The sequence below is a fragment of the Bifidobacterium sp. FKU genome, from assembly GCF_026016385.1.
In the GTDB taxonomy this organism is placed as follows: domain Bacteria; phylum Actinomycetota; class Actinomycetes; order Actinomycetales; family Bifidobacteriaceae; genus Bifidobacterium; species Bifidobacterium infantis.
Genome location: NZ_CP092888.1, coordinates 2,219,761 through 2,232,811, shown reverse-complemented (window position 1 = coordinate 2,232,811; position 13,051 = coordinate 2,219,761). Strand labels below are relative to the sequence as shown.

Here is a 13,051-nt window from a genome sequence, read left to right as displayed (position 1 = left end):
ACACCCTTACGCCTTTAAACCTTTACCCTTTACACCTTATCCCTTACACCCTCGGCTCATGAGGCCCCAGTCCGGCCCCTGCCGTATAGTTTTCATTTGGCGTAATTTCGCCCGCGGATAGAGAGCGTTTCGAGCGAACCTGCACGAAACACCGCGCAACGACACAATAAGGAGGACGCCGTGGCACTGACGGCTGACGAGAAGACCCAGATTATCAACGAGTACGCGACGCACGAAGGTGACACCGGTTCCCCCGAGGTCCAGGTGGCTCTGCTGTCCAAGCGTATCGCCGACCTGACCGAGCACCTCAAGGAGCACAAGCACGACCACCACTCCCGTCGTGGTATGCAGCTGATGATCGGTGACCGTCGTCGCCTGCTTGACTACCTCAAGCGCGTTGACATCAACCGTTACCGTTCCCTCATCGAGCGTCTGGGTCTGCGTCGATAATTGAAGACTTCCGCCCGAGTACCTAGGATGGTGCTCGGGCGTTTTACATATCGCCAGCCAACGGCAACAACGGCAAGAGGGTTAGAGGATAGGCCAGCAGGTAAGGCCGACAGGAGAACCCGAATGAAGGGGTTGACACGAGGAACGACGGCCAAGGGGCCAGTCGAAACAAGGTATGTGACGTCCGCTGAAGAGGACAGTTGCGGTTCAAGCGAGTCGCCAAACCGCAGCACAGTATGTAGGAATAATTAGAAAATTAAAGAAGGAGGAACCCTATGGAGGGTCCCGAAATCAAGGCCGTTGAGGCCGTAATCGACAATGGATCGTTTGGCAAGCGCACGCTGCGCTTCGAGACCGGCCGCCTCGCCCAGCAGGCCGATGGCGCTGTGGCCGCCTACCTCGACGACGATTCCATGATTCTGTCCACCACCACCGCCGGTTCCAGCCCGAAGGAGAACTACGACTTCTTCCCGCTGACCGTCGATGTTGAAGAGAAGATGTACGCTGCCGGCAAGATTCCGGGCTCGTTCTTCCGCCGTGAAGGCCGCCCGAGCTCCGAGGCCATCCTCGCCTGCCGCATCATCGACCGCCCGCTGCGCCCGCTGTTCCCGCACACCCTGCGCAACGAAGTGCAGGTCGTCGAGACCGTGCTCGCCGTGAACCCTGATGACGCTTACGATGTCATCGCCCTGAACGCCGCTTCCGCCTCCACCATGATCTCCGGCCTGCCGTTCGAAGGCCCGGTCTCCGGTGTGCGTCTGGCGTTGATCGACGGCCAGTGGGTCGCCTTCCCGCGTTGGAGCGAGCGTGAGCGCGCCGTGTTCGAGATCGTGGTCGCCGGCCGCGTGATCGAGAACGGTGATGTTGCCATCGCCATGATCGAGGCGGGTGCCGGCAAGAACGCCTGGCACCTCATCTATGACGAGGGTCAGACCAAGCCCGATGAGGAGGTCGTGGCCGGTGGTCTTGAAGCCGCCAAGCCGTTCATCAAGGTGATCTGCGAGGCTCAGGATGAGCTCAAGAAGATCGCCGCCAAGGAGACCAAGGAATTCCAGCTCTTCCCGGAGTACACCGACGAGCTGTATGCCCGCATCGACGAGATCGCCCATCAGGATCTGAACGAGGCCCTCTCCATCGCCGAGAAGCTGCCGCGCCAGGACCGCATCCACGAGATCAAGGAGCACGTGCGCGAGGTGCTCGCGGACGAGTTCACCGACATGGACGACGCCGAGAAGGACAAGGAACTCGGCAACGCCTTCAAGGAACTGCAGCGCCAGATCGTGCGTCGCCGCATCCTGACCGAGGACTACCGCATCGACGGCCGTGGCCTGCGCGACATCCGCACCCTGTCCGCCGAGGTGGACATTGTGCCTCGCGTGCACGGTTCCGCCCTGTTCCAGCGTGGCGAGACTCAGATTCTGGGCGTCACCACCCTGAACATGCTCAAGATGGAGCAGCAGATCGACGCGCTGTCCGGTCCGCAGTCCAAGCGCTACATGCACAACTACGAGATGCCGCCGTACTCCACTGGTGAGACCGGTCGCGTCGGATCCCCGAAGCGCCGCGAAATCGGCCATGGTGCCCTCGCCGAGAAGGCTCTCGTGCCGGTGCTGCCGAGCCGCGAAGAGTTCCCCTACGCCATCCGCCAGGTCTCCGAGGCCATCGGTTCCAACGGTTCCACTTCGATGGGTTCCGTGTGCGCCTCCACGCTGAGCCTTTTGGCTGCCGGCGTGCCGCTGAAGGCCCCGGTTGCCGGCATCGCCATGGGCCTCGTGTCCGGCGACGTTGATGGCAAGCACATCTTCAAGACCCTCACCGATATCCTGGGTGCCGAGGATGCCTTCGGCGACATGGACTTCAAGGTGGCCGGTACTTCCGAGTTCATCACTGCCCTGCAGCTCGACACCAAGCTCGACGGCATCCCCGCCGATATCCTGGCCGCCGCTTTGCAGCAGGCCAGGGAAGCCCGCGCCACGATTCTCGAGGTCATCAACGAGTGCATCGACGGCCCGGCCGAGATGAGCGAGTTCGCTCCGCGCATCATCACCACCTCCGTCCCGGTTGAGAAGATCGGCGAAGTCATCGGCCCGAAGGGCAAGATGATCAACCAGATTCAGGAAGATACCGGCGCTGAAATTGCCATCGAAGATGACGGTACCGTCTTCATCTCCTCCGAGGGTGGCGAGGCCGCTAAGAAGGCCAAGTCCATCATCGATTCCATCGCCAACCCGCACGTGCCCGAGGCCGGCGAAACCTACAACGGCAAGGTCGTCAAGACCACGTCGTTCGGCGCTTTCGTGAACCTCACCCCCGGCACCGACGGCCTGCTGCACATCTCCCAGATCCGCAACCTGGCCAACGGCGAGCGTATTGACGCCGTCGAAGACGTGCTCAGGGAAGGCGACACCGTTGAGGTGATCGTTCAGGGTGTCGATGATCGCGGCAAGATCTCCCTGGCCATCCCTGGTTTCGAGGATCAGGAGAACAACGCCCGACCGAGCCGTGGCGATCGCGATGACCGCCGTGGCGGCCGTGGCCGTGGTGATCGTGACGATCGCCGTGGCGGCCGTGGCCGTCGCTCCGATCGCGATGACCGTGACTTCGACGATCGTGACGACCGTCCGCGTCGCCGTCGCTCCGATGACTTCGAGGATGATTACGACGACCGTCCGCGTCGCCGTCGCTCCGATGACCGTGACTTCGATCGCGATGATCGCGATGATGATCGTCCGCGTCGCCGTCGTTCTGCCGACCGTGACTTCGATGATCGTGATGACCGTGATGCTCGCGACTCCCGTGATGATGATCGTCCGCGTCGCCGTCGTTCTGCCGATCGTGATGACCGTGGCGATCGTGATGACCGCCGTGGCGGTTTCCGTGGCGGCCGTGGCCGTGGCTCGGACCGCAACCCGCGCTATGCCACTGACGACAACTACGACGACTACCGCGCTGACCGCGAAGAGCGTACTGAGCGCCCGCGTCGCCGCGTCCGTCGCGACTTTGATCCGTTCGAGGACTAAAGCCCTCTCACGGATCGGTCGCGGCATAGCCGCTCCCCTCACCTACGGGAAGCCCACCGGGCTTCCCGCTTAACGGTTCGGCATTCGAGGACTGATCGTTCTCTAGCTTCTCTCGGGTGAGAAGAGCTTAATCGCAAACCAAAAGGCTTCTATACCGTTTCATTCGGTATAGAAGCCTTTTGGTTTTTCGGCTTCTTCGCGCTACATATTTCGATGTTGAATAGGGCACTCGTGCTGCTGCCATGTACATTCAGTTGTCAGTTGACAACTATTCTCATGCATCAAGAATGGCGGAAAACAGCCATTAAGATGATTGGAGCCACGCTAAAAAGCGTTGACAACTGACAACAGTTTGTACACGGCACCGCATGGCACCTATCCTGTTGCTCACGACCGGATCTATTCTCTCGTCTGTTGTTGCCCAACAGCAAAATCCGCTTGCCGTGCCGCGCCATGTCCGAGTCATGGCCAGCCGTTGATTGAATGGCGGATGATCATCGAAGGTACTCATGGGCGTTGATCACTGTGGCAACAACAAAGGCCGGGCCCTTGTGAGAGCCCGGCCTTTATGCCGTATGGCGGCGGATTAATCCTTAAAGGCTAATCCGTTGTCAATCAGCGTTACAGAATCGCCATGCACACGAAGTCCAGAATGAACAGCGCGGCCACAATCCAGATGATCGGGTGAACCTCCTTGGCCTTGCCCTTGCAGGTCTTCACGATGCAGTACATGATGAAGCCGCCGGCGATGCCGTAGGAGATGGAGTAGGAGAAGGCCATGAACACGGCGGCGAAGAACGCCGGAATGGCCTCGGCGATGTCGTCCCACCTGACTTCCTTCAGGGAGGCGGCCATCATGCAGCCGACGATCACCAGCACGCCGGCGGTCGCGGCGGACGGCACGGCAGAGACGACCGGGGCCAGGAACGCGGACAGGGCGAAGCAGATCGCCACAACCACGGAGGTCAGGCCGGTGCGGCCACCTGCGGCGATGCCAGCGGAAGACTCGACGTAGGTGGTGGTGTTCGAGGTGCCGCAGATAGCGCCAATGGAGGTGGCGATGGAGTCGGCGAACAGGGCCTTGTCCATCTTGGAGGAGAAGCCGTGGCCGTTCTCCAGAGCCTTCTCATCCTCGGCGGAGAAGATGCCGGTGCGGCGGCCGGTGCCGATGAAAGTGCCCAGGGTGTCGAACGTATCGGACATGGAGAAGGCGAAGATGGTCACGATGACCAGAGGCAGCTTAGAGACGTCGGAGAACAGCGCCGGGAAGCCCTCAGCGGAGAAGATCGCGCCGAAGGTCTGCGGCAGCTGGGAGAAGGTTTCGCTGATGGACTGCGAGTTGGACCAGGTGGTCACGCCGAACGGGATGCCAATCACGGTGGTGATGGCGATGGCCAGCAGCATGCCGCCCTTAACCTTCATCACGGTGAACACAATGGCCAGTACGAGGCCGATCAGGAAGACCCACAGCACCTTGTCGTTGAAATCGGCCAGACCCGGGGTCGCCGCCACGGCGCCTCCCTTGGCCGCGGCTTTCGGGTCGCCGGGGGTGAACTTGATCAGTCCGACGTTCAGCATGCCCACGTAGGCCACGAACAGGCCGATGCCGCCGCCGATGGCGCGCTGCAGAGGCTCGGGGATGGCCAGGATGATCATCTTGCGGATTCTGGTGACGGTGATGAGGATGTTGATCAGGCCGCACAGGAACACCATGCACATGGTCTGCTGCCAGGTGAAGCCGAGGCCGAAGCATACGGTGTAGGTGAAGAACGCGTTGAGACCCATGCCGGCGGCCTGGGCGTACGGCACGTTGGCGAACAGGCCCATGACCAGGGTGCCGATGATGGCGGCGATGATGGTGGCCAGGAACACGCCGCCCCACGGCATGCCCGTCTGCGACAGGATCTGCGGGTTGACGACGATGACGTAGGCCATCGCGAAGAACGTGGTCAGGCCGGCCAGAATCTCAGTCGAGACGGTCGTGCCGTTTTCCTTCAAATGGAAGAATTTCTCCATCTACTCTCTACTTCCTTGGGTTTATGCGGGGCTGCGCACCGCGCGCATAATGCTGCGGCTGGCCCCGGCGAGAATTGCGACTCGCCCTGATCGGCCTGCCCAACGCGCGTCAGGTGTTGCGCACCCAATCAGAACCGTGGCCGATTATAGCTTGTGAAGGTAACGTGAACGGGTCCGGGAGTAGACTGACTGCCAGAATAATTCGGAACAACTCAGGGGACACGCAGGGCACACCCGTGGAAGGAAGGCGCGCGATGAAGCCGGCCGTCGAAGTCAGCATCACCTCTTGGAAGAAGAACGTCGTCAAACCCGGCCAGGAGTACGGCCGCGTACTGCTGATGCCCGGCACCGGCTACAACTGCGACCGCCCGCTGCTCTACTGGTCGGCCCAGGCTCTGGTCGAGGCCGGCTGGCGAATCGACCGCATGAACGTACGCAACGCTTCCGACGACCTGTCCACGGTGATTCCGGTCCTCAATCAGGCGATTGACGGCTGGGTGGCCGCCGCGCGCGAGTCCGGCGCGGGTAAAGCCGGTGATTCCGACACCCCGTCCGGCCCTCGCCTGTTGCTGATCGGCAAGTCGTTGACGACGATGACCTACCCACATGTGGCCTCACACTACGGTCTGCCGTTCGTGCTGCTGACCCCGGTGCTGCATCACGCCGACTTCGATCCATCCGCCCGGGTGATTCCGGTGCCGGCTGTCGGCGATGATATCGTCGCCGAATCCGAGGCCCCGAGCGTGGCCGAAGCAAGGGCGATCATCCGCGCAGAACTGGCCGGCCAGTCGCACGCCGCCAGCTCCCGATACTCCGGCCCGGCACCGCTGATCTGCGCCGGCACCGCCGATCCGTTCTACGATCGAGCCCGCGCCAACGCGCTCACCCCGCACGTGCACGAATGCCCGGATGCCAACCATTCGATCGAGGTGCCCGGCCACTGGCGTCGCTCGCTCGACTATCTGAAGGAAGTCACCGCGTCCGTAGCCCAGTACGCCGCCGCGATGTAACGCCCCGCGACACGCCCGAATTCTGCAATGTCGCTGACCATCCGTAGTCTAATCATCTGTAAACCACAGACCGTTGGTTGAAGTGCGCGCGAGCGCATTTCCGAAGTTTGGTTCGCCAAGCCAGCGCAGGTTGAGAGATATAAGCCCGTCAAGGGCCGGCGAAGGTCGCTTCGCGAGATTGTATTGCTCTGCCTGTGTGCAGGGCTTTTTTGTTGCCCGGCCGAAAGTTCCGAACTCCAAGTCAACGGCCGACTTAGGAAGGAACGCCATGAAGAGGCCCGAAAAGGAAGCGGTAGTCGCTCAGCTTACGGAAGAATTCCGTAACGCTGACGCCGTCTACCTGACCGAGTACCGCGGGCTTACCGTTCCGCAGATTTCCGATCTGCGTGAAAAGCTAGGCCGCGATACTTCCTACACCGTGGCAAAGAACACGCTGGCACGCATCGCCGCCAAGGAAGCGGGCATTGAGGGTCTCGACGAGATTCTCTCCGGCCCGACCGCCATCACCTTCGTGAAGGGCGACTTCATCGAGGCTGCGAAGGTCATCCGTGACTTCGCCAAGGACAATAAGGCTCTTGTCATCAAGGGTGCCGCCGCTGACGGCACTGTCTACGATGCCGAGGGCGCCAAGAAGCTGGCAGACCTCAAGTCTCGCCCGCAGCTGCTTGCCGAATTCGCCGGCGACATCAAGGCATCGATGGCCAAGGCCGCGTACCTGTTCAACGCCCTGCCTACCAAGGCTGTGCGCACGATCGACGCCCTGCGCGAAAAGCAGGAGAAGGCTGCCTGATTTACGCCCTCACGGCATGAATCAGTCGCTTCGATAATTTAAACAATAAGGTTTATTAGGCAGCGGATCTACCACTTCGTCCGCCGCCAAGATTGAAAGGAAGCCATAATGGCTAAGTACACCAACGATGAGCTGCTGGAAGCCTTCGGCGAGATGACCCTGGTCGAGCTCTCCGAGTTCGTGAAGGCCTTCGAGGAGAAGTTCGACGTCGAGGCCGCCGCTCCGGTCGCCGCCGTCGCCGCTGTTGCCGGTGCCGCCGCTCCGGCCGAGGAAGAGAAGGATGAGTTCGACGTCATCCTCTCCGCCGTCGGCGACAAGAAGATCCAGGTCATCAAGGCTGTCCGCGCCATCACCTCCCTCGGCCTGGCCGAGGCCAAGGCTCTTGTCGACGGCGCTCCGAAGGCCGTCCTCGAGAAGGCCAAGAAGGAAGATGCCGAGAAGGCCAAGGCTCAGCTGGAAGAGGCTGGTGCCTCCGTCGAGCTCAAGTGATTTGTGCGGCATAAGCCGCAATCACAGCTTTTCGAGGAACCCCGCACCTGTGTTTCAGGCTGCGGGGTTTCCGCATACTGAGTAGACTAGTTGACGAGGGCGAGGCGGAGAACGCGATCCGGCGTGGAATCACAAAGCTGGCAATGAGCGAAAGTTGTCAATTCTGTGCCCAGTAATCCGCCAAAAGCCGGTAAAAGATGACACAATGGCACATAGTGTGTTCAAATAGTGTGTCCAGGAAGGCGGTCACGGTGAGCGAGTGGACGGTGAAGATCAACGGTGTCGACCGGATCAGCGTCAAGCCGGGGGAGTGCGTGGAAATCGGCCGTAAGCCGTTACGCCCCCTTGCCGATGATGGCAACACCCGCCTTGACGTCGCCGATCAAACCAAATCGATGTCCAAACGGCACGCCATGTTCACGGTAAAGAGCAACGGTACAGCCTCGGTCCGCGATCTTGGATCGACCAATGGATCGTATGTGGTGCGGGAAAATGGCGATTTGTTGCGCTTGCCGGCCAATACCGAGTTCCTGTTGCCGGCGTCTCCCATGCGCATGCAGTTCGGTGATGTGCCTGCGGACTTCATTCGTCTCGACGATCCAGTGGCAAAGCCGCTCGACCTCAAGGTGCCTGATTTGTTTGGCTATGCGGTTCACGAAGCACCGCAGGAGCCGGATGCGGCGGATATGTCCGTCGACGATATTCTTGATTTGCGGGCCGGCGAGCCGACCGCCATCTTCAGCGCGGATAATGTGCGACGCAAGGTTGACGAACTTGAACTTGGCTCACTGAATATCACGCAGCCCGTGACGAAAAACGATGAGCCGGCCATACCCCGTGACCTGTTCGCGGATGCGCTGGCCCAGCATGCCGAGCAGGAGACCGAACGCAAAACCCAGCAGGCCATGGACTCCGTGGTACTGCCGAAGCAGCAAACTGAGCCTGAGTCGTCGACCGTAGCGCCCGCGTCCAAGCACAGCAGAATCTCCGGTATTGTCCCGGTAGATGCCATCGCCCATGCTGTCGTTAAGCACTCTCCCAGCACAAGCGAGCCGGCAGTGGCATCGGCGGCGGTTGTTGAATCCGATGCAGCGGCTGGCGCAAGCAAGTCAGCCGAAAACGTCCAGTCTGAAAACACCCAGCCTGAGACCGCTCAGCCGGCAACCGCCCAGTCTGAAACCGACCAGCCGGCAGCTGACGTACCGGACGATCAGCAGCGGACCGCAGCCGAAGCATATCAAGAATCCACCGCAGCAGGCGTAGCAGACCAGCAGCCGGCTGCCGAAACCGAAACCGCCCAGCAGTCGGTCTCCGAAGCGTCTGATATCTACTCCACGGGCGTACACACCCCAGTCTTCGAGCCCGGCTCGGTGTTCGAGCGTGTGGCCAAGGGCGAGCTGAAAGCACAGGAGCCGGCAGTCGAAGTCGATGGCCTGACCTCTGACGAGGCAAAAACCACGCAAGATTTCAATGTTCAGTTCGAAGTCGCCCGTCATCCTGAATTGCTGGCGTTCCTCGCCATGAATCCGTACCTGTACGATGACATGTATTCTTGGCTCGCCGCCCGTGGCGAGGCCGATATTGACGAAGCCCTGTCTCACAACAAGGGCTATCAGGAATACCGCGAAGCGGTTGGAAAGTGAGTCGAGAGATGACCCAGAGCCAGACTCAGAACCAGAATCTCACGGAAGGTCTGAATCGCATCCGTCGCTGGCGTGACCAATACCGCAGCATGCAGCCGCCATCGCCGCTCGAGGATGTGAATCAGCTGGCCGCGAAGCTGGAGATGACCCATGCCCATCCCTCCGGCATCGCCCAGCTGTTCGCTTCCGGCCATGTCCGGTTGGATTCGTTGTTCCGTGACACGGGTGTGCTTAAGGCCGCCGAACGCCATATCGGGCGCGTACTGGATGACCAGGCCGCCAAGCGCAGGATTTCCGGCGTGGCGGAGTTGTCGCTCGTGGTCGGCGTGGCCACGTGGAAGGGCAACGCGCTGCCGGTACTGTTGTACCCGGTGAGCGTCACGATCGCGGATGATGGCTTGTCGACCACCATTCGATTCACCGGTCGCGTGACCCTGAACGCCGCGTTCGTCAATGCATTGCGTGAGCAGGGGGTGTTCCTGGATGAGGATTCCCTGTTTGACGGTGCCAGCTATGACAGTGGCACTCCCGAAACTTCCGCGATGTTCGCCCGTATTTCGTCCGAAGCATCGGAGCGTATTTCCGACTTCGCCATCGAGCGCCAGATTGTGCTCGGATGCTTCATGGACCCCTCGTCGCAGATGATCAGCGAAAGCCGACAGTTTATCGACCAGCTGGAGAACGGCCCCACCGGCAATGTGCTGTTGGACGCGCTTGCCGGCGACGAATCCGCCCGCACCGCGCTCAAAGACGCCAATATTCCGCAATACAGTCCTTTCGACGTAGACCCGCATGCCGAGTACGAAGTCGGCGATGTGGACAATACGGTGCGATATGCCGCGTCGCTTGCCGCCAACGGCCATAGCATCGTGGTCGACGGCACCTTCCCGAAGGGCACCGCGGAGCAGGCTGTGGCCATCGCATCGCGCTGCCTGATGAATGGTCGTTCCGTGCTGTACGTGCCCGGCGTGGCCGAGCAGAAGCGTCTGTTCATCCAGACGGCCTCCGCCAATGAGATGAAGGCGCAGGTACTGGATGTATCCGATGAACACGCCAACGCCGCGCTTGATAAGCAGCTGATTGCCGCAGTCGGATTCCAGCCCGGAGTCGCCACCCAGCGATTCGACCAGCTGGCCGACGAACTCGTGGGCGTGCGCTCGCGCTTGACCCGCTACTTGGGCGACCTGCACGGGGGCAACGATAAGTGGAATGTGTCCGCATACGAGACCATTCAGAATCTGGCCCGTATCTCCGTGCTCCCGACGCACCCTGCCACCCACGTTCGACTTGACGAGTCAAGTGCCCTGAGCATCGCCAACGATATTGACACATGGATCGGCAAGATGGAACGCGCCGGCGAGCTCGGCGAATACACCATCGGCCCGGAAGACACCGCATGGTACAAGGCGTCCATCACCACTGAAGAACAGGCAGTAACCGACTACCAGCGCGTGGACGATTTGCTGCGTCGCTTCCTGCCCGCCACCCGTGAGCAGGTGACACGCACCGTGCAGACCTGCGGATTCCCGGTTCCTCCCACCACCCGCGAGTGGGAGCGTCAGGTTACGGTTTTGAAGAATCTGCGACGAGTGCTTGACGTGTTCCAGCCGGAGATTTTCGAGCGAGACATCAGCTCCATGATCGAGGCCACCAAGCCGAAGAGCCAGCGCAAGGCCGAAGGCACGTCGATGGGATTCTGGGAGCGCCGCCGCCACATCAAGGAAGCCAAGGATCTGTTGCGCGTCGGCGCGCAGGTCGAGGACTTGCACGAAGCGTTGAAGGTAGTCGCCAAGCAAGGGGAGCAGTGGCATCAGTTCGTGCCTCACGGCGGTTGGCCGGTGCTGCCCAGCAAGCTCGACGAGATCATCTCCACCCAAGAGGCGCTGGTCAGCAATATGACCGCGCTGGATACCGTGCTTTCCACCACACCCGCTGGTGGCAATCTGGAAACCGCCGATTTCGAGAAGGTGGAAGCACGCCTGAAAGCACTGCTGGATGATCGCAAGGCACTGGACACCTTGCCGGAGCGTTGCCTGCTGGAGCAGGAATTCGCCTCTGCCGGACTGAACGAGCTGGTCGCCGATCTCAACGCTCGCCGAGTGAGCGTTGAGCAGGTGCGCGGCGAAGTGCAGCTGGCCTGGTGGACCACCGTGTTTGAGGACATTGTGCGTTCGTCCGCCATCATCTCCAACCAGGATGGTGCCGCGCTGCAGACCGCATCCGACCGCTTCGCACAGGTCGATGTGGAGCACGTGCGCTCCATCGGACCGATGGTGTCGCAGGAATCCATGCGCCGCCTGTGCGACATGCTGTTCTCCCGCACTCAGGAAGCCAACCAGATGCACACCGTGCTGGCAGGGCGCTCCAGTGTGTCGCTGAGCAGGATTCGCCGTGATCATCCGGAGATTCTGGCCGCGGCCAAGCCGATTCTGGTGGCCGCACCGGGTACGCTCGCCGCACTCACCGAGCCGGGTGTGCTGGCTGATGTGGCGATTCTCGATGCGTGCGCGCACATTCCCGCTATCGAGTTGCTGTCCATCATCGGCCGCGTGCAGCAGGTGGTGGTGATCGCCCACTGCGCGACGGTAACCAGCGAAAGCGTCAAGCAGCTGATCGACACGTTGCCTCATATCGAGGTGGATGCTGCCCCGTCTCGCCGTGCGCCGCGCCTGTCCGCATTCCTTGAATCCGAGGGATATGGTCCTGTTCGCTATGATGTGGCCACCGAGCCGGCTGCCGGTGAGGTGCGATTCCACCGTGTGGAAGCGAGCGGTGTGCCGGTTATGTCTTCTGGCCTGGTGGAATCCAGCCAGCCGGAGATTGATGAAGTGGTGCGTCTGATTACACAGCGTGCCGCCGGTTTTGCCGTGGTTCCTTCCAGCTATCGACTTGTGGTCGTGACGTTGACCGACGCATTCCGCACACGCTTGGGTGCCGAATTGAAATCGTTGGCAGGCAAATCCAAGGCGATGGGCCGATTCCTGCGCCATGTGCGGCTGGTTTCCTTGCGTGACGTGGCCGGAGGTCGTGCCACTGACGTGATTCTGTCGATGTGCTATGCGAAAACCACGCATGGACGTCTGCTTCAGCAGTTCGGCCCGCTCGAAAGCACAGGCGGTCGCGGACTGTTGTTGGATGCCCTGGCATTGGCGGACCACAGCTTGGATATTGTGTCGGCCTTTGGTTCCGAAGATTTGGATGAAGAACGACTGCACCAGTCCGGTTCTCGGTTCCTGAAGACCATGTTGACGTGGGCCGAACAGCTTGACGACCGTCCGGTGCTTCCACTGCGTGGTGCGGCAGGCGGCAACGTGCTGTTCGACGATATCGCCGACAGGTTGCGCGCGCGAGGACTGAACGCTGCTGTTGATTATGGATTCGACAAGGGCGTGAAGATTCCGCTCGTGGTGGGATTAAAGGACAAGCCGTTTGCCTTGGCCGTGCAGACCGATGACGCGAACTTTATGTCCGTGCAATCCACGCGCAGGCGTCATCGTTTGTCGGCACAGGATCTCATTTCCTTGGGCTGGAATGTGATGACCGTCTGGAGTGTCGCCGCCTTTGTGAACCCCGATAAGGAAGTCGACCGTATCGTCAGCCGTATCGGCGAGATCTACCGCGAGGTTGAATAAT

Annotated in this window: 8 protein-coding genes; 7 read left to right on the top strand and 1 reads right to left on the bottom strand. The window is 60.9% G+C overall.

Annotation, left to right across the window (positions count from 1 at the left end):
• Window positions 1–180: 180 nt before the first annotated feature.
• Both rpsO and MMB48_RS10130 read left to right on the top strand, forming a co-directional pair.
• The gene (gene rpsO, locus MMB48_RS10135) at window positions 181–450 is read left to right on the top strand and encodes a 30S ribosomal protein S15 (protein WP_007053775.1); all 270 of its coding nucleotides are present in this window, start codon (window positions 181–183) and stop codon (window positions 448–450) included.
• Window positions 451–725: 275 nt separating this feature from the next.
• A complete protein-coding gene (locus MMB48_RS10130) occupies window positions 726–3,470 on the top strand; it encodes a polyribonucleotide nucleotidyltransferase (protein WP_032743516.1) in 2,745 nt (914 codons plus the stop codon).
• Window positions 3,471–4,091: 621 nt separating this feature from the next.
• Here MMB48_RS10130 and MMB48_RS10125 read toward each other — a convergent pair.
• Window positions 4,092–5,486, bottom strand: coding sequence for an NCS2 family permease (locus MMB48_RS10125; protein ID WP_012578500.1), 1,395 nt, complete (start codon window positions 5,484–5,486; stop codon window positions 4,092–4,094).
• Window positions 5,487–5,740: 254 nt separating this feature from the next.
• On the opposite strand from MMB48_RS10125, the gene MMB48_RS10120 reads away from it, so the two are divergent.
• From MMB48_RS10120 to MMB48_RS10100, 5 genes are all read left to right on the top strand, one after another.
• Window positions 5,741–6,496, top strand: coding sequence for a hypothetical protein (locus MMB48_RS10120; RefSeq protein WP_032743514.1), 756 nt, complete (start codon window positions 5,741–5,743; stop codon window positions 6,494–6,496).
• A 268-nt stretch (window positions 6,497–6,764) separates the two neighbouring features.
• Complete coding sequence (gene rplJ, locus MMB48_RS10115; protein ID WP_007053001.1) at window positions 6,765–7,286, top strand: 50S ribosomal protein L10; 522 nt, start codon at window positions 6,765–6,767, stop codon at window positions 7,284–7,286.
• Between the two features lie 108 nt (window positions 7,287–7,394).
• A complete protein-coding gene (gene rplL / locus MMB48_RS10110) occupies window positions 7,395–7,775 on the top strand; it encodes a 50S ribosomal protein L7/L12 (protein WP_012578498.1) in 381 nt (126 codons plus the stop codon).
• Between the two features lie 251 nt (window positions 7,776–8,026).
• A complete protein-coding gene (locus tag MMB48_RS10105) occupies window positions 8,027–9,418 on the top strand; it encodes an FHA domain-containing protein (RefSeq protein WP_032743513.1) in 1,392 nt (463 codons plus the stop codon).
• 8 nt (window positions 9,419–9,426) lie between these two features.
• A complete protein-coding gene (locus MMB48_RS10100; RefSeq protein ID WP_012578496.1) occupies window positions 9,427–13,050 on the top strand; it encodes a helicase in 3,624 nt (1,207 codons plus the stop codon).
• Window position 13,051: the final 1 nt, after the last annotated feature.

Bases quoted from the DNA above. Each gene is read 5' to 3' on its own strand.
- MMB48_RS10125 (WP_012578500.1), bottom strand. From the start codon at position 5,486: ATGGAGAAATTCTTCCATTTGAAGGAAAACGGCACGACCGTCTCGACT.
- MMB48_RS10130 (WP_032743516.1), top strand. From the start codon at position 726: ATGGAGGGTCCCGAAATCAAGGCCGTTGAGGCCGTAATCGACAATGGA.
- rplL (WP_012578498.1), top strand. From the start codon at position 7,395: ATGGCTAAGTACACCAACGATGAGCTGCTGGAAGCCTTCGGCGAGATG.
- MMB48_RS10120 (WP_032743514.1), top strand. From the start codon at position 5,741: ATGAAGCCGGCCGTCGAAGTCAGCATCACCTCTTGGAAGAAGAACGTC.
- MMB48_RS10100 (WP_012578496.1), top strand. From the start codon at position 9,427: ATGACCCAGAGCCAGACTCAGAACCAGAATCTCACGGAAGGTCTGAAT.
- rplJ (WP_007053001.1), top strand. From the start codon at position 6,765: ATGAAGAGGCCCGAAAAGGAAGCGGTAGTCGCTCAGCTTACGGAAGAA.